The sequence below is a fragment of the Chitinophaga sp. CCNWYY40 genome, from assembly GCF_037483205.1.
Lineage (GTDB): Bacteria > Bacteroidota > Bacteroidia > Chitinophagales > Chitinophagaceae > Chitinophaga > Chitinophaga ginsengisegetis.
This window is the reverse complement of sequence record NZ_JBBHLF010000002.1, coordinates 541068-563181: the sequence shown is the minus strand read 5'-3', so window position 1 is coordinate 563181 and position 22114 is coordinate 541068. Positions and strand designations below refer to the sequence as shown.

15 protein-coding genes are annotated in these 22114 nt (G+C 47.4%); 6 read left to right on the top strand and 9 right to left on the bottom strand.

What is annotated here, in order from left to right; all coding sequences use genetic code 11:
* The first annotated feature begins 2 nt into the window (after window positions 1-2).
* Genes V7S65_RS07915 through V7S65_RS07900 form a run of 4 tightly spaced genes read left to right on the top strand, consistent with a single transcriptional unit; the run spans window position 3 to window position 6808 of the window.
* Complete coding sequence (locus V7S65_RS07915; protein ID WP_168771352.1) at window positions 3-1280, top strand: TolC family protein; 1278 nt, start codon at window positions 3-5, stop codon at window positions 1278-1280.
* 4 nt (window positions 1281-1284) lie between these two features.
* Complete coding sequence (locus tag V7S65_RS07910) at window positions 1285-2376, top strand: efflux RND transporter periplasmic adaptor subunit (protein WP_079467390.1); 1092 nt, start codon at window positions 1285-1287, stop codon at window positions 2374-2376.
* 7 nt (window positions 2377-2383) lie between these two features.
* Complete coding sequence (locus V7S65_RS07905) at window positions 2384-3697, top strand: carbohydrate porin (protein WP_339545467.1); 1314 nt, start codon at window positions 2384-2386, stop codon at window positions 3695-3697.
* Window positions 3698-3709: 12 nt separating this feature from the next.
* On the top strand, window positions 3710-6808 hold the full coding sequence (locus V7S65_RS07900) for an efflux RND transporter permease subunit (RefSeq protein WP_079467391.1): 3099 nt from the start codon (window positions 3710-3712) through the stop codon (window positions 6806-6808).
* Window positions 6809-6997: 189 nt separating this feature from the next.
* Here V7S65_RS07900 and trhO read toward each other — a convergent pair whose 3' ends face one another.
* The 7 genes from trhO to V7S65_RS07865 all read right to left on the bottom strand — a co-directional run bounded on the left by trhO (window position 6998) and on the right by V7S65_RS07865 (window position 14239).
* Window positions 6998-8014, bottom strand: a complete 1017-nt coding sequence (trhO, locus tag V7S65_RS07895; RefSeq protein WP_336388620.1) for an oxygen-dependent tRNA uridine(34) hydroxylase TrhO — start codon at window positions 8012-8014, stop codon at window positions 6998-7000.
* Between the two features lie 113 nt (window positions 8015-8127).
* Window positions 8128-8334, bottom strand: coding sequence for a hypothetical protein (locus tag V7S65_RS07890; protein WP_336388621.1), 207 nt, complete (start codon window positions 8332-8334; stop codon window positions 8128-8130).
* A 462-nt stretch (window positions 8335-8796) separates the two neighbouring features.
* The gene (locus V7S65_RS07885; RefSeq protein ID WP_336388622.1) at window positions 8797-11316 is read right to left on the bottom strand and encodes a DUF5686 and carboxypeptidase regulatory-like domain-containing protein; all 2520 of its coding nucleotides are present in this window, start codon (window positions 11314-11316) and stop codon (window positions 8797-8799) included.
* An 80-nt stretch (window positions 11317-11396) separates the two neighbouring features.
* Window positions 11397-11750 carry a hypothetical protein gene (locus V7S65_RS07880; RefSeq protein ID WP_133256181.1) on the bottom strand — a complete coding sequence of 118 codons (354 nt, stop codon included), beginning with the start codon at window positions 11748-11750 and terminating at the stop codon, window positions 11397-11399.
* Between the two features lie 39 nt (window positions 11751-11789).
* Window positions 11790-12407, bottom strand: coding sequence for a hypothetical protein (locus tag V7S65_RS07875; RefSeq protein WP_336388623.1), 618 nt, complete (start codon window positions 12405-12407; stop codon window positions 11790-11792).
* 203 nt (window positions 12408-12610) lie between these two features.
* Window positions 12611-13798, bottom strand: a complete 1188-nt coding sequence (locus tag V7S65_RS07870; protein ID WP_336388624.1) for an O-succinylhomoserine sulfhydrylase — start codon at window positions 13796-13798, stop codon at window positions 12611-12613.
* Between the two features lie 21 nt (window positions 13799-13819).
* Window positions 13820-14239 (bottom strand): OsmC family protein, encoded by a 420-nt coding sequence (locus tag V7S65_RS07865; protein WP_079467397.1) that lies wholly within the window; start codon window positions 14237-14239, stop codon window positions 13820-13822.
* A gap of 125 nt (window positions 14240-14364) precedes the next feature.
* On the opposite strand from V7S65_RS07865, the gene metX reads away from it, so the two are divergent.
* Window positions 14365-15402, top strand: a complete 1038-nt coding sequence (gene metX / locus V7S65_RS07860) for a homoserine O-acetyltransferase MetX (protein ID WP_336388625.1) — start codon at window positions 14365-14367, stop codon at window positions 15400-15402.
* A 158-nt stretch (window positions 15403-15560) separates the two neighbouring features.
* Complete coding sequence (locus tag V7S65_RS07855) at window positions 15561-18422, top strand: TonB-dependent receptor (RefSeq protein WP_336388626.1); 2862 nt, start codon at window positions 15561-15563, stop codon at window positions 18420-18422.
* A 74-nt stretch (window positions 18423-18496) separates the two neighbouring features.
* On the opposite strand, the gene V7S65_RS07850 is transcribed toward V7S65_RS07855, so the two are convergent.
* Together V7S65_RS07850 and V7S65_RS07845 are read right to left on the bottom strand one after the other, a co-directional pair.
* Window positions 18497-20014 (bottom strand): reverse transcriptase family protein, encoded by a 1518-nt coding sequence (locus V7S65_RS07850; RefSeq protein WP_111578110.1) that lies wholly within the window; start codon window positions 20012-20014, stop codon window positions 18497-18499.
* Window positions 20015-20449: 435 nt separating this feature from the next.
* Complete coding sequence (locus V7S65_RS07845) at window positions 20450-22102, bottom strand: hypothetical protein (RefSeq protein ID WP_079467400.1); 1653 nt, start codon at window positions 22100-22102, stop codon at window positions 20450-20452.
* Window positions 22103-22114 lie beyond the last annotated feature (12 nt).

Sequence of the window (22114 nt, the reverse complement as noted above, 5' to 3'; positions counted from 1 at the left end):
TTATGCGAACTATCAGGATGCTGTTCCTAACAGCGTGTATTTCCGGCCTGGGCTATATTCAACATGCACAGGCGCAAATCACTTCTCAACCTGTCACCTTGCAGGCAGTGGAAGATTCATTTCTTACAAAAAACTATTTATTACTGGCGCAACGCTACCAGGTAGACGCTTCCAAGGCGCTGATCCGGCAGGCGAAGATGTGGAACAACCCCTCCTTCAGCACCGTACTGGGTTTTGGCAGCACCAATAATTTCAAGCCGTTTAATGTGGGCGCCGGTGGCGAAACACAATACAACCTGGATCAGCTCATCCAGCTGGCAGGCAAACGGAATAAAACCATACAACTGGCGGCAGCAGCAGCTAAAATGAGCGAAGCCAACTTCGATGAACTGGTGCGCACCCTCCGCTTACAACTCCGGGAAAACTTCTACAATGTATACTACCAGCAACAGAGCGAAACCGTGTTGAAAGAACAGCTGGATAACCTGCAGAAAATTGTGGATGCATATGTAACGGCAGATAAAAAAGGAAGCGTGGCCCACGCAGATCTCGTAAGGCTACAGGCATTACAGGTAGGCATTGAAAACGACTTTGCCGATCTGAAACAACAGGAATTGGAATCACAGAAAAACCTGCAACAGTTGTTACATACCAGTGTTTTTTATGAAGCCCGGCTGCAACCTGCGGACCTGGCTTCATATAACCTGGATAAGATCCAGCTGCAACCGCTGCTCGACAGCGTAGCGCAGAACAGGCCGGATGTACGGATGGCCGACATGCAGTATCAAACCGCACAGCTGAACTACCGCCTTCAGAAATCAATGGCAGTACCGGACCTTCATGTAGGCGCCACCTACGACAAACAAGGCAGTTACACACCTAATTTCGTGGGACTCACACTGGGTATTGACTTACCCACCTGGAACCGTAACCAGGGAAATATCCGCGCAGCGCAGCTCCAGATCGGGTCAGAGCAACAACAACTGCTGCAACAACAATCCATCGCACAATCGGAAGTGCTGAATGCTTATCAGCGCATATTAGCACTGGAAAAGCGTTACAAAGGATTTGACCTGCACCAGTTCCAGGGAGAATTTGATACCCTGATTGCAGAAGTGGCAAAGAATTTCAGCAAAGGAAATATCTCCCTTCTTCAATTCATCGATTACTTCAACAGTTACAGCGATAACGCAAAAAATATCAACAAGTTTTTATCCAACCGGGTAAATGCCTACGAAGAACTCAACTATGCAACAGGACAAGAATTATTTAAAAATTAAGCGCATGAAACAGCCTTTCCTTTTTATTGGCTTTTCGCTGCTGGCAACCATTCTATGGAGTGGTTGTAAACACAGCCAGGCAGAAGATCAGGAGAAAACCACCTTTGTGCTCAGCGATACCATGCTGAAAAATATCCGTATTGATACGGCACATCTGCAACCAGTGGTGAATGAAGTTCGTTTATCCGGTAAGGTTACCCCCAACGGCGGCAAGGTATTGAAAGTATATCCACTGGTGAGCGGGTATGTGGAAGATATCAAAGTTCAGCTGGGCGACTATGTACAGAAAGGCCAGGTACTGGCCGTTATACACAGTGCTGAAATTGCTGATTACGAAAAGCAGCTGGCACAGGCTAAGTCGGACCGCAACGTGGCAGACAAAAACCTCAAAGTGGCCCAGGACCTGTTCGACAGCCGTTTGAACACAGATAAAGATGTGGTAAATGCCAAAGGAGAAGTACAGAAATCTGATGCAGAAATTAACCGGCTCAACGACCTGTTTAAAATATACCGTAAAGGTAAAGGCGCTACCTACCTGGTAACCGCCCCTATTTCCGGTTATATTATTGAGAAGAATATCAATAATAACATGGAGATACGTACCGATAACAGTTCCAATATTTTCACCATCTCTGAGCTGGACGATGTGTGGGTGATGGCCAATGTTTTTGAAACAGATATCGCACGCATCAAAGAAGGCTATGAAGCAGACGTGGTAACAGTAAGTTACCCTGATCAGCCTTTCCGTGGCAAAATCGACAAGATCTACAACTTCCTGGACCCCGCTACCAAAACCATGCAGGTAAGGATCAGCATCGATAATAAAAACATGCTGCTGAAGCCGGAAATGTTTGCCACAGTATATGTAAAATACCAGGATAACGACCAGAAAATAGCCGTCCCTTCTGCCGCCGTCATCTTTGATAACAGCAAAAATTACGTGCTGGTATTTAAAGACAAATTTAATATAGCCGTACGCGAGGTAGAAGTAGATAAAACAGCTGGTGATATTACTTATATCTCCTCCGGCTTAGCAGCAGAAGAGAAAGTGATCTCCAAAAACCAATTGCTCATTTACGATGCACTTAAAGATTAATCCGGCGATGAAGCAGTTGTTCTCCATAGGAATACTGGCACTGGGCAGTACCCGCCTGCTGGCACAGGAAAAGAAAACGGATAGCATTATCCCGTACACGTTCCATTTTCAGCAAACGCTGGTAACGCAATGGCATCCTGATTTCTCTGCGAAGTACTCAGGCGCCAACAGTTTCCGTACCCATGAAAAAGGGGCTACGTCTATTACCAGTACAGTTTATGCCGGTATCCGTCCGTGGAAGAACTTTGAATTATACGTGAACCCGGAACTCGCCGGTGGTGAAGGTCTCAGCCATGCCACCGGCATTGCGGGTTTCCCGAACGGAGAAACCTTCCGTGTGGGCGATCCTAAACCCAAAATTTACCTGGCCCGCGCTTATGGCGTATATACGTTGCCGTTAACTTCTGCTACAGAAGCGGATGGCGATGATCTGAATCATGTAGGCGGCGTCACTCCTACTCATTATCTGCGGTTTATTGGCGGTAAATACTGCCTCGCGGATTTCTTTGATCAGAATGCGTATAGTCATGATCCCCGCACCCAGTTTATGAACTGGTCGCTGATGAGCAATGCGGCGTGGGACTATCCCGCAGATGTACGCGGTTATACGATGGCACTAACCGTTCAGTACCGGAAAGATAACTGGCTGTTGCAGGCAGCTACCTCCCTGGAGCCGGAAGAAGCCAATGGACCGAAGCTGAACTACCACTATGGTAAATCCAACGGCGAAGTAGTGGAAGTAACGCACATGCATACACTAAATAAGCATGAAGGAAATGTGCGGTTAATGGCATTTATTAACCAGGCCCCTATGGGCAATTATAACGAAGCGGTGAGCGTGGCAAAAGACACACCCGACATCAATTCCGTAAGAAGAGATGGACGCACCAAATATGGTTTCGGTATCAATATAGACCAGGAGCTGACCAACAGCGGCGGCGCTTTCCTGAAAGCATCGTGGAATGATGGTCGTAATGAAACCTGGGCCTATACTGAAATCGACCGTTCCATCAGCGCCGGATGGCTGCAAAACGGCCAGTGCTGGCACCGGGCGCAAGACAATGCCGGCGTAGCGGTGGTGGTAAACGGATTATCAGCAGAGCACCGCAACTACCTTGCTGCAGGCGGCACCGGCTTCATGATCGGCGACGGCCAGCTGAACTACGCACCGGAAATGATCGCCGAAGTTTTCTATCAATGTAACATTACCAGGCTACATATAGCCTTAAGCCCTGACTACCAGTTTGTGATGCACCCTGCCTATAACAGGGACCGCGGACCGGTAAATATCATCGGGTTAAGGACCAGAGTGGCATTCTAAAGAACAGGACTTATGAATAAATTCATTAGAAATATTGTCGCTTTTTCGCTGAGAAACAAACTGTTTGTTTTTATCAGTGTGGCTACGCTGATCGCAGCAGGCATATTCTCATTTTTGCATACGCCCATTGAAGCCTTCCCCGACGTTACCAATACACAGATAGTGATTGTAACCAAATGGAACGGCCGCAGCGCGCAGGAAGTGGAACGCTTTGTAACGCTGCCCATAGAAGTATCTATGAATGCGGTACAGAAGAAAACCAGCGTACGCTCTGTTACCATGTTCGGATTATCTGTAGTAAAGATCATGTTTGACGATGACGTAGAAGATTTCTTCGCCCGGCAACAGGTCAACAACATGTTGCAGAGTATCAGTTTGCCGGAGGGCGCCGATCCCGAAGTACAGCCGCCCTATGGCCCTACCGGTGAGATATTCCGGTACTACCTGAAAAGCAGCAAACGCGACTCCCGCGACCTGCTCACCTGGCAAAACTGGGTGATAGACCGGCAGATCCGCAGCGTGCCCGGTGTTGCCGACGTAGTGGCCTTCGGCGGACAGGAAAAGATCTATGAGATCTCCGCTGACCCGGTAAGACTTGCCAAATACGATATCACGCCACTGGAATTATACCAGGCCGTTACCAAAAGTAATGTGAACGTAGGCGGCGACGTAATTGAAAAGAACGGACAGGCATATGTAGTGCGTGGTATCGGCCTGTTGAACAGTATTCCCGATATCAATAACATCATTGTTCAGAATATCAATGGCGTGCCCCTCCTGGTGAAGGACCTGGCTAACGTACACGAAGCCTCCGCGCCGCGTGTAGGCCAGGTAGGCATAGGCAGCAACGACGACCTGGTAGAAGGCATTGTGGTAATGCGTAAAGGAGAAAATCCGACAGAAGTGCTCGCCCGCCTGAAAGAGAAGCTGAAGGAGCTGAATGAAACCATTTTGCCCGATGATATTAAAATGGAAACGTTCTACGACCGTGATAACCTCATGGAGTTCTGCACCCATACGGTGATGCACAACCTCGCTGAAGGGATCATTTTTGTAACGGTGATCGTATTCCTGTTCATGGCCGACTGGCGCACCACCGTGATTGTATCCATCATTATTCCGCTGGCCCTGTTGTTTGCCTTTATGTGCTTACGCCTGAAAGGCATGAGCGCCAACCTGCTGTCGATGGGGGCGATCGATTTCGGTATCATCATAGATGGCGCCGTGGTAATGGTGGAGGGCATCTTCGTGATGCTGGACCATAAGGCCCACAAGTTTGGCATGGAGCGGTTCAACAAAATGGCGAAGCTGGGCTGGATCAAGCAAACCGGTGGAGAACTGGCCAAAGCCATCTTCTTCTCTAAACTCATTATCATCATCTCCCTGATCCCCATATTTTCTTTCCAGAAAGTAGAAGGTAAAATGTTTTCGCCACTGGCCTGGACGCTGGGATTTGCTTTACTGGGCGCATTACTGTTCACCTTAACACTGGTGCCTGTACTGTGTTCTATACTGCTCAATAAAAACGTGAAAGAGAAAAACAACCCGTTGGTGAATTTCTTTGACCGTTTTGTAATGAAAGGATTCGGATGGACCTACCGGAATAAACGCCTGAGTCTTACGCTGGCACTGGCTTTCATGGTGCTCACCTTTGTTTCCGCCAAATTTCTGGGAACAGAGTTCCTTCCGCAACTGAATGAAGGCTCCCTGTGGGTAACCACCGAACTGCCCATGAGTATGTCGCTCACAGAAAGCACCAAAATGGCGCATGATATCCGCCAGGACCTCGGCGGGTTCCCTGAAGTAAAAAGGGTATTATCGCAGGTAGGCCGCTCCAATGATGGTACAGATCCCAACGGCTTCTACTTTGTACAATACCAGGTAGACCTGGCGCCGAAGGATGAATGGAAACGCAAGATTACACAGGACGAACTGATTTCCCAGATGGAACAGCGCCTGAAGAAATACCCGGGTATCATCCTCAACTTCTCACAACCTATCAGCGACAACGTTTCTGAAGCAGTGGCCGGATTCAAGGCCGCCAACGGTGTGAAGATTTTTGGAGATGACCTCGTGAAGCTGGAATCGCTCTCACAACAGGTAGTAGCGCAATTGAAAACAGTGCAGGGTATTAAAGATCTTGGGGTGATCCGGAATATTGGTCAGCCTGAAATGAGCATCAATCTCGACGACAATAAAATGGCCCAGTATGGCGTAGCCACCGGTGATGCGCAGGCAGTTATTGAAATGGCTATTGGCGGTAAAACGGCTACCCAGCTGTATGAAGGCGAGAAAAAATTCGATATCCGTATCCGTTATGATGAGAACTATCGCAAAACGGAAGATGACCTGGCCAACCTGATGGTGCCTACAATCAACAATAATAAAATACCCCTGAAAGAGATCGCAGAGATCAAAACCATTACGGGACCGGCTTTCATTTACCGCGACAGTAACAAACGTTTTATCGGCGTGAAGTTCTCTGTTCGTGACCGCGACCTCGGCAGCACCATTGCTGAAGCGCAGGCGAAAATCAACCGGGTGGTGAAACTACCGAAAGGCTACAGCATTGGCTGGACGGGTGAATTTGAAAACCAGGTGCGCGCCACACAACGACTGGGACAGGTAGTGCCTATCAGTATCATTGCCATCTTTATGGTGTTGTTTATTATGCTGGGCAGTGTAAAGGATGCAGGGCTGGTGTTAATGAACGTGCCGTTTGCACTGATAGGTGGTATCCTGGCATTGCATGTTACCAATATGAACTTTGGCATCTCCGCAGGTGTGGGTTTCATTGCATTGTTTGGTATCTGTATTCAGAATGGAGTGATCCTCATTTCCGTATTCCATAAAAACCTGGAGGCAAAACTATCGTTGAATGAATCGATTAAACTGGGTGTGCAGAGCCGTATACGGCCGGTGGTGATGACAGCCATGATGGCGGCCATAGGCTTGATTCCGGCAGCTATATCACATGGTATCGGATCTGAAACACAGAAGCCATTGGCCATCGTGGTAATTGGCGGACTTATTACTGCAACAGTACTTACGCTGTTGGTATTCCCGATCATTTTCTACGGTGCTTATAAAAATAAGAAGGATCAGATGTAATGGATTGAATGGCGTGTAGTCGTTTCATTTAGTATGTTATAACTCGAATGGCTACACGTTTACATTTTTAGTTCGCATATAGGTTGATAGAATGGTCATAGAAAAGAAAAGGCCGGAGTGATCCGGCCGATTCAATTTTATGGTCAGCTACTCCGCCCTGCCGAGAAGAAACAACGCGGGGCGGATTTTTTATTCTATTTTTCTCCTTCTGGATTTATTGAACATCAGCCCTTTTTCCACTCCCTTGCGCAGTTCCGCCTGTTGTTCCGGAGGTAATGCGTGGGTGGTTTGGCAGGATTCGCTGCAGCAGCCATCATACTTTTTTGCGCAGGATTCGCATTGAATAAACAGGAGGTGGCATCCATCATTCAGGCAGTTGGTATGCGTATCGCAGGGCGCTCCGCACTGGTGGCAGTGACTGATAATATCATCGCTGATGCGTTCCCCGAGCCTGTCGTCGAATACAAAGTTTTTGCCTTTGAACTTAATGGGAAGTCCTTGCTGACGGGCCTTGTTAGTGTATTCAATAATACCGCCTTCGAGGTGGAATACATTTTTAAAGCCGTTGTGCAGCATGTAAGCCGATGCTTTTTCACAACGGATTCCCCCGGTGCAGTACATGATGATATTCTTGTCTTTTTTATCTGCGAGCATGTCCACCGCCATCGGCAGCTGGTCACGGAAAGTATCTGAGGGCACTTCTATGGCGCCTTCAAAATGTCCGACTTCATACTCATAGTGGTTTCTCATGTCCACGATCACGGTATCCGGATCGGCAGTGAGTTCGTTGAAGGTACCGGCATCCACATAACGGCCACGGTTGGCCATATCGAAGGTGGGATCTTCAATGCCGTCGGCCACGATCTTTTCACGGACTTTGATTTTCAGCACAAAAAAGGATTTGCCGTCATCATCCACGGCAATGTTAAGCCGGATGCCATTAAGGAAGTCGATAGCATACAGTTGTTGCTTAAATGCCTCAAAGTGATGCTCGGGAACGCTCACCTGGGCATTAATGCCTTCGTGTGCTACATAAATACGTCCGAAAGTGCCGAGTTGGAAAAGCGATTCGTACAGTTGATCACGGAATGCCTGTGGATCGGGGATTTTTGCGTACTGGTAGAAAGAAACAGTGACGCGTTTAAACGTTTCATTGGCCAGCCGTACTTTCAGTTCGGCGGCAGATACTCTGTTGTGTAATGCCATAATTGCTTGAAATTTTAAGGACGCCTGCGTCGCGAACAAAACTCCAATCAACCCTCTTTAATCGTAAAAGAACAATTGATTTAGGCCGCAAAGGTAGCAAAATTCACTGAATATCAGTAGTGATAAGGATCTGATTTCTTCGCCCACTGGTAAAGAATATGTAAGGAAAACCAGGCTATTGCGCTGATAATGAAGATGTAACCGATAAAGCCGGGAGTTCTCAGTTCTGCCGCACCGGGCAGGTCATTTGTTTCCGTAATGTAGGCGGCTGCCGCCAGGATAATTCCCGACAACAGCACAATGAGGGCGATTTTTCTCATACCGGATGGTTCAAAGGATGACGCTTCATTCTGGCACCAACGTGTGAGTAAAATGTGTACTACGCTGGGCCAAAATATACTTACCTTACTAACGAATTAACTCAACCAAAGGTTCACCGGAGATCTAAAAAATATTTATCTTTTTATAACTATTTGATAATTATTGTATATATCTTTGCGGACACGTTACAACCCCAATTGGCACCCTTTTTGAAAATTGACTAAGAGAAGCAATATTGTTTAACCCGAAAATGTTATTTTATGAGTATTTACATTACTTACTTTATTTATGCAGTTGTTGGTATCTGGATTTACAGGTTACTGGCATACTTCTTTGACGAAAAGAAAGAAATAAAGAGCAGGAAGAAATTTTAGAACCGGTCTTGTGAATGATGAGATACGGGGATTTTGTTACCTGGCAAGCAATAACAGGTGGTAACAGGTCCCCGGAATCAGTGCCGGTTAGTTTTTAAACTTCACCATATTACCCAGGATACCACCAAAGCCAACCCGGACGCCTATACGGGTATCTTCTTTACTCTGATAACCCGCTACCACATCTACCCTGATCATCTTCAGAATATTTTCAATCCCCCCGAAAACTTCTACATAGTTATTATCGCTGTTTACATAAAATGCGTTGGCGCCGGCTACCAGGTTCCATTTCAGGCGGTTGAACAATGGAATTTTATTGGTGAGTAAACCATTAAAATGATGTTCCACATTGGCGGTAGCGTAAAACGGAGCGGTAGTACTATACTGATAATACGGCGCCAGCTGAAAACTGTTCAGGTACTTCATGTTATAGAAGGTCTGGTTGCCATTGAAGTGCTGGTAATCGGGTATTTGTACGTTCCTGTCGTTCAGGAATCCACCTGCTCCGAGGCGGTAGCGGAATTCACCCAGCAACTTAAAGTTCATATTATCCTGCACGGAAAAACTCCATTTATCGAAATCAACAATACTGTTTGCCACATTGGGTATCCCCTTGCTATAGCCCACTTTGAACGTGGGGTATTTGGAGCCAAAGGGAATTTTGCGGTCGGGCAATTCCACAAACTGTTGACCGGGCTGGAAGGTAAAATCCACATCCAGTATCAACGCCTGGTGCTTTTCAAAGGGCACATTGGCCAGCTCATAAGGGTGGTTGGGCGTAAACTGTTTACGGTCGTTTTTAAAGATTACAAAGTCGGTGGTATTTTCTACGGGGTTCCTGCTTTCATAGGTAGCGCCGAGCGACAGGCGGTCATTGGTCTGAAATGTACGTGTGTAGCGTAGTTTACCAAACCAGTTTTCATACAGCTTCATATAGTTTTCCTTCAGGAACAGGGTATAAAACTCGTTGGCAATATTGTCGATGGGATTGTCCTGGTTGAATTGGGAAACGCGCTTCCCTCCTGCCAGCGACCAGTCGTTGCGGCCATAACGCTTTTGTACTTTACTCCTGTTACTATAGTCAATTTGCGTATAGGCATTGAAGTGAGTATTGCTCAATCCGTACCGCAGAAAAGGGGTGATACGTAAACTGCTTTCTTCCCCGGTATAGATGTTGAGATCCGGTTCCAGTGCAATGACCAGTCCTTCCACGGTATTATACTTCAGCGATTTCAGCAGTCCTTTTACGCCGAGGGAATGATATTGTATGGAGCTGTCGCGGCGGAAATAGTATTTATGTTTTACGCCGTTCCAGAGTACATCCATTGCTTTCACCGGTTTCTGTTTGCGTTGCAGGGAGTCGAGGTGATAGCGGGAAAAAGAAGAGTCGCGCGCGGCTTTGGCGATGCTGTCTTTTTCGTGGTAATCCTTTACCTCAGCGGTTTCCAGCGGCACCGGCCGGATGCTGTCCCAGTAGGTATGTCCCTGTTTATCAAAAGCGGAGTCATATTTAAGGAAAGTATTATCGAAAAACTTAGGAGGAAAATCAGGATGTACGTTATAATCGGAATATACATTTACAAAGCTGCCACCCATGCGGAAACCAAACTTATTAAATGAGATGTGCATCACCTGGTCTTTTACGCGCCAGATGTCGGCAGTAACGGGTACATGGGTTTGGCGGATCTCCAGTGTATCCATCAGTTCCAGCTGGTATTCGCTGGTGAGGATCAGGTCTGTGCTGTGAATGCGCCAGTCGTCGTCTGTAATAAAGATATAGCCTGAAAACAGGGGCTCCTGCTTCCGGCGGGGAATCACCTGTATTTTATTAACGGTTTTACCTTCTTCTGTAAAAGTGCCTTCCAACCTGTATTTGTAATAGGCCAATGCGTTTTCTGCAATGGGAGAAATGTAGCCTCTGGGGCCCATTTGCGTGATAACGGCGGAAACATTGTTGTCATAGAAGCTGATGATGGCAGGGAAGCTTAAACCAAATCCGCCGCCACTTTTGCGGGAGGAAATTACTTCCAGTTTTATTTTATCCGGCAACCGTGCCGATATTTTAGTAACAGATTCCGACAGGAATATCATGCCTTTCCCGGTACTGTCTACCCCCATTTCTTTCTTATCTATTTTCTGTCCCATGAATCTTCCCGGAACATTTTTCATCCCGATGGTGCCTTTGATATAAGACATACAGGTATATTCTTTCACCTGTTCCTGGTAGAAATGCCGCCTCTTAATGGCCTGCCGGATGATGGCATAGGCGGGATCTTCTCCGTTGGCTTTCACCACTACTTCTTTTATCTGCATATTAACGGGCTGCAGGTGAAAGTCGAGTATCTGCGTTGAGGCGTTTACGTTAAGCGGCAGTTCTGTTCTTTTAAAACCGATATACTGGCATACCACGGTATACTGGCCAGGCGCAAGATCAAGCTGGTATTGGCCGGCAGCGTTGGTAGTAGTGCCGGTGGTGGTTCCTTTTATGAAAACGGTAGCAAATGGGAGCGGTTGATCTTTATCATCCGTTACGCGGCCTTTCACCGCAATAGCCTGGCAGTAGCTGGAAATGAAAATGCAAAACAGGGCAGACAGGTAGTTCTTCATATTCCAAATGTAACGGCGAACAGCTTACGGGGTACCTGCATAAGCTGTTTTATCAGAATTTTAACAGCCTGGATAAGTAATCAGGCGGGCTTTTTTGCGGCACGGATAAACGCAGCAGAACTGGCGGCAAAGCCGGCTACGAGTCCGCCGATAAACGAACTCACTACACCCATGAGCGGCGCGCTCCGCACCTTCAATATCATTTCACTCATCCGATTGGCCAGCAGGTGATCATTTCTTACATCCATATAAAAAGCCAGGATCATCCATAACACAAATATGCCCATGAAGGCGCTGAAGAATGATTTACCCGGTGATAAAGGCATCAGCAACGTTACCAGGAAGGCCACGAGCGCTACGCTCCACCAGGGCAGCACCATACCTGCTACATAAGCCAGGAGAAGGATCAGGAGAAAATGGGCAAAGGATTTCATGATTCTAATATAAGTAGAAAAGTTCAAAAAAGAAGAACGTTAGTCACAATAAGGGAATCGTTTTTTGAACGCATTAAAGATCAGCGGCGAGAATATGAGGTTGTCTTTATCCACTGTCAGGTCATTTGCCTTCATCTCCTGCGAATAGGTCCAGATCTCATTGCCGGATTTTCCGTCGATTAAGTGGAAGATAAATATTTTGTTTTCCCTTTTTATTTTATTGATTGCAGCCTGCGCCAGGGCTACATCGAGATTAAAGGGATTTTTATGGGGCTTACGGCGTTCCATAATACTCAGGACACAGGCGTCCACTTTTAATACCTTCGCAATGGCAGACATATCCATATAGGGTAGCTTCAAAAAATCCACCCCGGCTTTTTGCAGAATGGAATCAGTGGTTTCCCAGGGCTGTACTTCTACCAGCAAGCGGTTGGTGTCGCTGATGATGGTTTGATACAAAGCCTCCTGCAATTGCATCCCATGCTTTAATTCCTGCGCCCGGAACTCTTTTACATTACTATCGGCCAGATGCCTGTATTCTGAAAAAACGGCCCTGAATGGCAGCACCGCAATCACCTTATGATCATAATTACTTTGCGCTGTTGCAAACAACGGGATTGCGCTTATCAATAAAAGCAGTAATAATATTTTTTTCATGGGGGAATATCTATCAGGTAACGGGGTTAATGACAGTGATACTGCAAACTATTTATTCAAATGGTTGAAGGGGCTCTTTATTCACATGCCGGTGCATCGGGACATTCATGCCAGTACTGTGGGGGCTTTGCAACCGGAGCTGACTAAAAAGTTATACAGGATTGTTATCCCGTGTTCCCTTTCAGCCAGCTCCGTGATTATTTTTATTTACTCTTCTCTAATGCCTGTTCTATATCTTCCACGATATCCTTAATATTTTCCAGTCCTACGGAAATGCGTATCAGCCCTGGCGTTATACCGGCAATTGCCCGTTCTTCATCAGAGAGCTTTGCATGGGTGGTGCTGGCAGGATGGGAAGCAATACTGCGGCTGTCTCCCAGGTTAGCAGTAAGCGAAAGGAGCTGTAACGCATCCAGGAAACGAACGCCCTGTTGCAGGCCGCCTTTCAGCTCAAAACATACGATACCGCCACCGCCGCTCATTTGCTTCTTCGCAATGTTGTATTGCGGGTGATTGGTCAGCAAAGGATATTTCACCGACAGCAGGTGCGGGTTACTTTGCAGGCGCTCCGCCAGTTTCAGGGCGCTGGCCGAATGACGTTCCATCCTCACGTACAGGGTTTCCAGGCTTTTACTCAGCACCCAGGCGTTGAATGGCGACATGGCCGGGCCGGTGCTTCTGCAAAAAGTATGGATTTCCTTGATCAGTTCTGCCTTTCCAACTACTACTCCACCCAGTACACGTCCTTGCCCGTCGATCCATTTGGTAGCCGAATGGGTAACCAGGTGGGCGCCGTATTCAATAGGACGTTGCAGTACAGGCGTTGCAAAGCAGTTGTCTACGTTCAGAATGATATTGTGCTTGTTGGCAATGCCGGCCAGCAGTTCCAGGTCAATGATCTCAAGACCGGGATTGGACGGCGTTTCCACGAAGATCATCCGGGTATTGGGCTTTATCATGGCGGCAATACCGGCGGGATCAGTCATATCAAAATAAGAAGTTTCAATACCCCATTTAGGCAGGAACTTCGTGATCACAGTGTGGGTAGATCCAAAGATAGAGCGGGCCGACAGCAGGTGGTCGCCGGCTTTGAGCAGTGCCATAAAGCTGGCAAAAATAGCGCTCATCCCCGATGCAGTGGCATACCCGGCTTCTCCTCCTTCGAGGGCACACATCTTCTGTACAAATTCGTCTACATTGGGATTGCTGAAACGGCTGTAGATATTAAAGTCTGTTTCATCCGCGAAGGTAGCGCGCATTTCTTCTGCGTTATCAAAACAAAAACTGGAGGTCAGGAACATGGGTACGGAGTGTTCCATCTGGTCCGTTTTTGGCGTCTGCATTCTTACCGCATTGGTATCCGGTTGGTATTGATTTCTATCTTTGCTCATGGATATGGTAATTACAGCATTTTAAGCGTTCAGTTTCACTTCCCAGGTCAGTTTGGTATTACCCTGACGCAGGGTTTCCGCTACAGAACAATATTTGTTCATAGACAATTCTACAGCGCGTGCTGCTTTATCGGGATCAATATTACCCTTGAGATGAAATACCAGGTGAGCTGTTTCCCAGAGAGAAGGTTCTTTTCCTTTTTCTCTTTCTGCGTCTATTTCAATACGGAAATCTGTTACTTCCTGGCGTTGTTTCTTCAGGATCATCATCACATCAATGGCAGAGCAACCACCCAGGCCCATGATCACCATTTGCATAGGTCTTACTCCGTTATTCTTACCGCCATTTTCCAGAGATGAGTCCATCAGTACTTTGTGGCCGCCTTCATCTACTGCCTCCATATTAAATCCGTCATCTACTCTTTGTAATGCTATCTTCATGATTATTAGGTTATCTTCAACAAAGATAAAATAAAACCATCAGGATTTATGCAGTGGCCGTCATTCCTCCCTAATTCGTAATTCATCGGGTGTATTTTGTAATTTTTAATTCTGATATTGTAGTTTTGCGCAAATTCGAAGAAGCATTGTCGGCAAAGGTATTTCACAGTCAAACAGCATTCCGGTTAGAATCCGGGGAAGTATTACCGGGATTACATATCGCGTACCATACATATGGTACGATGAAAGAAGATGGCAGTAACGTGGTTTGGGTATGTCATGCTTTAACCGCCAACAGTGATGTGGCTGACTGGTGGACCGGCTTAATTGGTTCCGGCAAAGCGATTGACCCTGCCAGGCATTTCATTGTGTGCGCCAATATCATTGGCTCCTGCTATGGCAGCAGCGGCCCTCATACTATCAACCCGGAAACGGGCCATCCGTGGTACCGGCAGTTCCCTACCATCACCATCCGCGATATGGTACAGGCGCATATCCTGCTCCGGCAGTACCTGGAAATTCCCCGTATCCACCTGCTGATCGGCGGTTCTATGGGCGGTTACCAGGCACTGGAATGGTCGTTGCAGGAGCCGGCTGTTATTGATCGCCTGTTCCTGTTATGTACCGGAGCTGCAGAAAGCGCCTGGGGTATTGCTATTCATACGGCACAGCGACTGGCCATTGAAGCAGATGATACCTGGAAAGACAACTGCCACAGCGCAGGATCGAAAGGGCTGAAAGCCGCCAGGGCTATTGGTATGCTTACCTATCGCAACTACCGGACCTTTGTGCGCGCCCAATCCGATGAAGATAAAGAGAAGACCGATAATTTCAGGGCTTCTTCCTATATCATTTACCAGGGCGACAAACTCGTAAAACGCTTTAATGCACAGTCGTACTGGCTGCTCACAAAAGCAATGGACAGTCATAATATTGCCCGTGGCCGTCATGAAGATATTACCACTACCCTTTCGCACATTCAGCAACCTACCCTGCTGATAGGGATCAGCAGCGATATTCTGTGTCCGCCGGAAGAACAGCAGTTCATGGCCGCACATCTGCCACATGCTACTTATCATGAAATAGATTCTTCGTACGGGCATGATGGTTTCCTGATAGAATTTGAAAAAATCGGGAACATATTACAGGAATGGATGCAATAACAGCACATTGATTTTTAAGGTATTATAATAAGATAGATGCAGCAGGATGACCCTGCTGCATTATTATTTTAATCCCCTGCACTCCCGATGGCTATATGCGGTTTTTTTTCGTTATATTTATTTAAACCGAGTCTAAACCTTTTATAAATCCATCGTGTATGAGAAGCATTCTAATCAAAGCCTTCATTGGCTGTCTGGTGCTTTTATTATCCCTAACCCAGATAATTTCGGCCCAAAACCCTGTCTCCATTAATGGTACTGTACGCGAAAAAGGTTCCGGCAACGTCATGCCTGGTGTAACCGTAGCAGTTAAAGGCTCCAATACCGGTACGATCACCGGCAGCGGAGGCGCTTTCACGCTCAGAACCACACATGCGTTCCCGTTAACACTGGTGTTTTCCTACGTAGGCTTTAAAACGGAGGAACAGCAAATTTCTTCCGCTACTGATAAAGTGGCGATAGAACTCAGCTCCACCGAAATCCTCGGCCAGGAAGTAGTAGTTGCCGCCAGCCGTACACAGGAAAGCATCCTGCAATCACCGGTGTCTATCGAAAAGCTGGACACCCGCGCCCTGAAAGCCTCTCCCGCACCTTCTTATTACGATGCGCTGGCTAACCTCAAAGGCGTTGAAATGAGCACCCAGAGCTTAACATTTAAATCAGTGAATACCCGCGGCTTTAACAGCAATGGTAACACCCGCGTGCTGCAACTGAACGACGGAATGGACAACCAGGCGCCCGGCCTCAATTTTGCGGTGGGCAACATGGTGGGTATTCCTGAAGTGGACCTCGACAACATGGAACTCATTCCCGGCGCAGCTTCCGCACTGTATGGTCCCAATGCCCTCAACGGCATCCTGCTGATGAACAGCAAAAATCCTTTCCAGTACCAGGGATTAAGCGCCCTCGTAAAAACCGGCTTCCTGAATGATGCCGGCCGCTCCACCGCCACTACCGGCTATTACGATGTGTCTGTACGTTATGCGCATGCCTTTAGTGATAAGGTGGCCTTTAAGCTGAACGTAGGCTATTTACAGGCGAAGGACTGGCAGGCATATGACCACCGGGATCAGAGCCTGGCAAACGGTCATACCCTCGAAAACGGTACCCGCGCCAATAATGAAGGCTATAACGGGGTGAATGTATATGGAGATGAGAATACGGTAAATATGTACACCGGCCTGAAACCTTCCCTGATGCCACAAATGATTGCATTATCACAGCAACTGGGAGGCGCCCTCACACCGGATCAATTATATAACGCTATCCTGCCTCCGCAGAATATGTCGAACGTAACCCGCACCGGTTACAATGAAGCGGACGTAGTAGATTATACCACCAAAAACCTGAAACTCAACGCAGCATTGCACTACCGGCTAACCACCAATCTCGAAGCCATTTTGCAGGGCAGCTATGGTTCCGGTACCACCGTGTATACGGGAGCTGACCGCTATTCCCTGAAAAACTTCAACATGGGTCAGTATAAAGTGGAATTGAAGAGCCCTGACTTCTATGTAAGATTATATACTACGCAGGAAAGGGCGGGCGACAGCTACGCCGGTGGTACGCTGGCTTCCGGTATCAATGAAGCCTGGAAAACCAGCCAGCAATGGTATACTGAATACTTCGGTACTTACGGCCTTGCAGCAGGCAATCTTTTTAAAACAACTTTTACCAATAACCTCGGACAAGGAATTCCTGCTGCATTTGCTGCCGCCCAGGCGGCCGTTCAGTCGCAACAGGCCAATTTCATCGGCGCTGCCAGAACCAACGCCGACAAGGGCCGCCTGATTCCCGGCACACCGGAGTTTGATGCTGCCGCAGATAAGGTGAAGAACAAACCCATCCCCGGCGACGCTTCCGGTGTAGGCGCTAAGTTTACCGATAAAACCAACCTGTATCAGGCAGAGTTCATGTACAACTTTCATAACCTGATTCACTTTGCAGAAATACTGGTAGGCGGTAACTACCGCCGCTATGCGCTGAACTCCGAAAAAACACTGTTTGCAGTGGACGACAACGGCAAGGAATTCCGCATCAATGAATATGGCGGCTATGTGCAGATCATGAAAAAGCTGATAGACGATCACGTAAAACTGACCGGCTCCCTGCGTTATGACAAGAACATGAACTTCAAAGGCCAGTTCAGTCCGCGTTTGTCGGCAGTATATACTTTCCTCGGTACGCACAATATCCGCGCTTCCTATCAAACAGGTTTCCGCATCCCGCACAACCAGGATCAGTATATCGATCTCGTGACGCCGCAGGCACACCTCATCGGCGGATTACCTTTCCTCCGCGAACGTTATGGATTGGATAAAGGACCGGTGTTCTCCCTCCAGTCAGTACAGGCGGGCGCTCCTAAACAGTATGTTTTCCGTGAGTTTCTCCCGGAAAGGATCCAGGCATATGAAATAGGTTATAAAGCAGTGATCGCAAAACAATTGCTGGTGGATGCTTATATCTATAAAAATGATTTCAAAAATATGAATGGTACACAGGTGCTGGTACAACCCACCGCCGATCCTGCAAAAAACAATATATTCTCTGTGCCGGTAAGCGCCACAGAAGTAGTACATTCCTGGGGATGGGCATTGGGACTGGATTACAGCCTGCCGCTTAATTTCACCGCCGGTGGTAACATCTCTTATAATGAACTCACCAATGAAAAAGACCTGGGCTCGTTCATGACCATGTACAACACACCAAAGGTGCGCTACAGCCTGAATTTCGGTAACCGCAACATTGCCAATTCCAATTTTGCTTTTAATATATTATGGAAATGGCAGGAGTCCTTCATATGGCAATCGTCTTTTGTAGGACCTAATTTAAATGCTGCAGGTCTTAGTGAAATTCCTGCCTATGGCACACTGGATGCGATGGTGAGCAAGTTTTTCCCGAAGGCTAAAACCACAGCAAAACTGGGCGCTGCCAATATCCTGAACAAGAAATATGTGCAGTCGTGGGGTAATCCTACTGTTGGCATGCAAGGCTATATTTCTATCGGTTATAATTTATAAAAAGAAGAAGCCCCGGATACTGTTTTCTGATCAGAAAATAATACCCGGGGCTTTTTATGTTTGTTAGTCAGTTGCTATACTACATCCCACCAGGGTTTGTCTGATGAGGCGGTTGGATTGTTGAGCGGTGTGGCATTTACCAATGGCGTAATTTTTTTCGAGGTGCTTTCTCCCGTCCATAAACCACGGGCTTCTGCTTTAATATCTTCCCTTTGTAACAATGTGCCCAGCGTGGCTTTCAGCTTTGCGCCCAGCTCGGGTTTCACCATGTATACAAAGTTGGCGTAGCCTTCCATGCTGCTGATAATATTTTTTCCTTTGCCCCAGCTTTTGTTAGCTAAACCTGTTTTTTCAACCTGGTGCAGCAGGGCGCGGAATTTACGCAGGGTAGTACGGTCCAGGCTCAGCTTTTCATTTACCACGATGCCTGTTACTTCGTGCTTATCTCCTTTACGCATCACCTTTAATTTATCCGGATGGATGGTAAAGCCTTCTTCTTTTACAAACATTTTCACCGCGCGTAATAACTGCCCAGCTTTATCTGCAGCGGGTCCTTTGGCGGAAAAAGTCATATCGTCTGCATACCTCGTATAGGCGTATCCGTATTTTGCCGCCAAACCTGCAAAACGCCTGTCCAGCTTATAACAGATCAGGTTTGTAATAGCAGGGCTGGTAGGGGCTCCCTGCGGGAGATGCCTGGCTGTTTTAGCTACATAGTATTTGCGGCCATCGAGCAATACTTCATCTACTTCGGGTTCTGTACAAATAAGCGCCAGTATGGTAGCTACCTGTTCAGCGTATCCGAGTTTACAGAATAATCCTTTTACACGTTTGTATGCGATGGATGGGAAGAAGTCGCGCAGATCGATGTTGATCACAATATCCTGACCGGTATGTGGCGCCGCGTTGGTAACAATGGATCTACCCGGTACGAAGCCGTGGGCAGATTCATCATTTTTTATTTTATAGAGAATATTTTCCAGGATCCAGTGTTGTGCGGCTTTCAGCTGTGGCATGGGCGCAGAAATGGTGCGGGCGCCGCCGGATTTTTTGGGAATCTGAAAACGTTGATAGTGGGTATGGTGCCCCACTTTACGGTTAAACGATAAATACCTCAGTTTGCCGATGGTGATTCCCATTGCGGTGGCTAATGCAGTAGCGTCGGCCCATACGGGCAGTCCGAACTTTTGCAGTTGCGCTACATCCGGCGTCACTTTATTTAAGCCGGCAGATACCTCTTCACCGAGATATACAATCTGTTGCTCTTTGGTAATGGCCCATGCTGCAGCTCTTTCTTTCCGGGCAGCTTCGCGGCGTTGTTTTGTTTCTTCTCTTTTCAGTTTGGCTTTTGCCATGCGGGCTTTGCGCATGTCTTCCAGCATTGCCCGTTTGTTGCGGTATTTCTGCCGCTCGCTGAGAAGATCGTTCAGTTGCCGGCGCACCTCCTTTTCCTTCTGGATGAGCGTAGCCGCCGGTGAAGGCTGCGCAACGTTTTCGGCCCAGAAACCCAGGCGTGTCATTTCCTGTAATATATATTCCTCTTTAGAGGATGCACGTATCTTATCGTACAGTTGTTGACGGGTTAAGGACATGATAAATATGTTTGTATTTATTCAGTTTCATGACTTTGATAACGGAGTATATCCGTAATAAATATCCGGGTGTATAAAATAAAAGGAGGTGGAAAATGGCCGGCGGTGCAGCCCTGCTGAGAGGGGAAACAAAATTCTGTAAAGAGGAAAAGGCCTTCGTGCAAACCATTGACTAAATCAATCAACTCCAGGGAGGGGCCTACTGTACGCATATTTCAGCCCCCGGGGCTTCTACTGGAAATATGCGTACAGTAGGCCCCTCCCAAAGTAAAGATTGCATTTAGTGAAGCATGTATAGTCAGAATACCTGAATGACGAAACATCATTCGTCCCTTTTCGGGCGCAAGTGCAATCAATTCCTCTTTACAAAGATCTTTGTTATTAACGAGTCAGCAAGGTAGAAAATAATTTCCGGAAATAAAACACCTCCTTAAATTATTTTACCGCTTTATTTTCCGAATGCGCTATACGCAGTGCCAGCATATGTTCGCACGGCCCCTTGTATAATTTATTCGTACTATAAAAATTACAATCGCAGTGCGCATTACTCAATCTTTCATCCGCATCAATGGTAATAACGGGATGGTATATACGTTGCGCACCTTTTATAGTTCCTTTCAGTTGCAAACCTACTCCCGGGATGTCGGTAGCCGTTAGCTCCACTTTTCCGGCCTGCACCAGTTTGGTGGCTTCCCCTTCCTGTGGATTGGCAAAGCGCAGTTGGTCCAGCGGCAATGGTTCACGGCTCAGCTCACGAAGACGGTAAAAGCCCGTGTGCAGATCGTAGATTACTTTGCCTGCCTGGGTATAAATTCCCAGTGCGCCCAATACCGTAGCCCTGTCCAGACCAGTGGCGGCCACAATTGTTTCCGGTTTGGCCATCCACCTGGTTTTCAGGTCTTCATAAACAGTGAGCTTTGCCAGGTCATTCACATCTGCTCTCGGCGCCATGAGGTCGAACTGCCCGGCGCGCGACCAGTCGTTGGCGGTCCATCCGCTGAGCCCCAGCGTAAACTGCATATCCCCGAGGTCCGCCACATAAAAGGATGGCAGCCCGTTGCCGGTAAGATGCACGGTGAATTTCTTTGCAATTGGAATCAGCCTCTCCAGGATCAGCAACCGTCTTCTCCCCCATATCCTGATTTCCCTGCTTTGCGGGCCGGTGTATAACGATCTCGCACATACGATTTCCTGGTTCCACGGTTCAAACACGGCACGTACCGGTTTGCCTGGTTCCAGTATAAAACGGATGGAACGGGGACCGCGTTTTTCTTTGAACCGCCGCAGCCAGGAGCAGAAATTATACACATCCATCGGGTGCAGGTCAAACGTTGCTGCGGGCAGCGTCATCGCAGAGCTTACCTGCAGAAATCCCCTCACCCAGCTATCGGGTAAGTCGATCTTTACTTCATGATACAGTTCCTCCTGCGAGGTTTGCACCTGGAAGCCTCCCGGATCAATCTTAAAATCTGTTTCCTTATAATCACGGATCTTCTGGAACTCATTATATAAAGAAGCGGAATAATCAATGTTGGTAGTACCGCATTCAAATTCGTTCACTTCTTTAAAAACATTATAACTGGCACTCAGCTTTCCGTAGGTAGATTCATCCTGGCTGAAACATTCAAAGAACAGTTCATCCGGATGCACGCTGATTACCGGGTCCAGCACAAACCATGTGTCGCGGTCCTTCTGGTATAAATAATCGAAATAATGTTTGCGGGCTTTATAAAACGGAGCCATCACTTTGTCCTGCTCCTGGTAAATACTGTTGAGCTCTCCCCTCAGGGCCTCTATCCGCTGATCAGCGGCCTGCATATCATAGCCGTTCATGAATTCCGCCAGCCACACCGTTTCCTGCTGGGCGGCCCATTCCTTATAGGCTGTTTTATCTTTCGGTTTAAAGCGCAGATCAGACACTACTACATCGTGCAGGGCGGAAATGGCTTCCCGGAAGGCTATTTTTTTATGCAGCTTGCCCACAAAAAAAGTGGGATCACGACGGGTATCCGGTGCAAAAGAAATGCCCGCAGCAGTGGCATTGCTGTACACGTTGGAGTTTCCGCTGTATCTGTAGTTGAATAACATAAATGGATTACT

Excerpts from the sequence above, each read along its gene's own strand:
- V7S65_RS07885 (WP_336388622.1), bottom strand. The coding sequence starts at position 11,316 with ATGAAGAACTACCTGTCTGCCCTGTTTTGCATTTTCATTTCCAGCTAC.
- V7S65_RS07900 (WP_079467391.1), top strand. The coding sequence starts at position 3,710 with ATGAATAAATTCATTAGAAATATTGTCGCTTTTTCGCTGAGAAACAAA.
- V7S65_RS07845 (WP_079467400.1), bottom strand. The coding sequence starts at position 22,102 with ATGTTATTCAACTACAGATACAGCGGAAACTCCAACGTGTACAGCAAT.
- V7S65_RS07910 (WP_079467390.1), top strand. The coding sequence starts at position 1,285 with ATGAAACAGCCTTTCCTTTTTATTGGCTTTTCGCTGCTGGCAACCATT.
- V7S65_RS07875 (WP_336388623.1), bottom strand. The coding sequence starts at position 12,407 with ATGAAAAAAATATTATTACTGCTTTTATTGATAAGCGCAATCCCGTTG.
- V7S65_RS07915 (WP_168771352.1), top strand. The coding sequence starts at position 3 with ATGCGAACTATCAGGATGCTGTTCCTAACAGCGTGTATTTCCGGCCTG.
- V7S65_RS07870 (WP_336388624.1), bottom strand. The coding sequence starts at position 13,798 with ATGAGCAAAGATAGAAATCAATACCAACCGGATACCAATGCGGTAAGA.
- V7S65_RS07890 (WP_336388621.1), bottom strand. The coding sequence starts at position 8,334 with ATGAGAAAAATCGCCCTCATTGTGCTGTTGTCGGGAATTATCCTGGCG.
- V7S65_RS07850 (WP_111578110.1), bottom strand. The coding sequence starts at position 20,014 with ATGTCCTTAACCCGTCAACAACTGTACGATAAGATACGTGCATCCTCT.
- V7S65_RS07880 (WP_133256181.1), bottom strand. The coding sequence starts at position 11,750 with ATGAAATCCTTTGCCCATTTTCTCCTGATCCTTCTCCTGGCTTATGTA.
- V7S65_RS07865 (WP_079467397.1), bottom strand. The coding sequence starts at position 14,239 with ATGAAGATAGCATTACAAAGAGTAGATGACGGATTTAATATGGAGGCA.
- trhO (WP_336388620.1), bottom strand. The coding sequence starts at position 8,014 with ATGGCATTACACAACAGAGTATCTGCCGCCGAACTGAAAGTACGGCTG.
- V7S65_RS07855 (WP_336388626.1), top strand. The coding sequence starts at position 15,561 with ATGAGAAGCATTCTAATCAAAGCCTTCATTGGCTGTCTGGTGCTTTTA.
- V7S65_RS07905 (WP_339545467.1), top strand. The coding sequence starts at position 2,384 with ATGAAGCAGTTGTTCTCCATAGGAATACTGGCACTGGGCAGTACCCGC.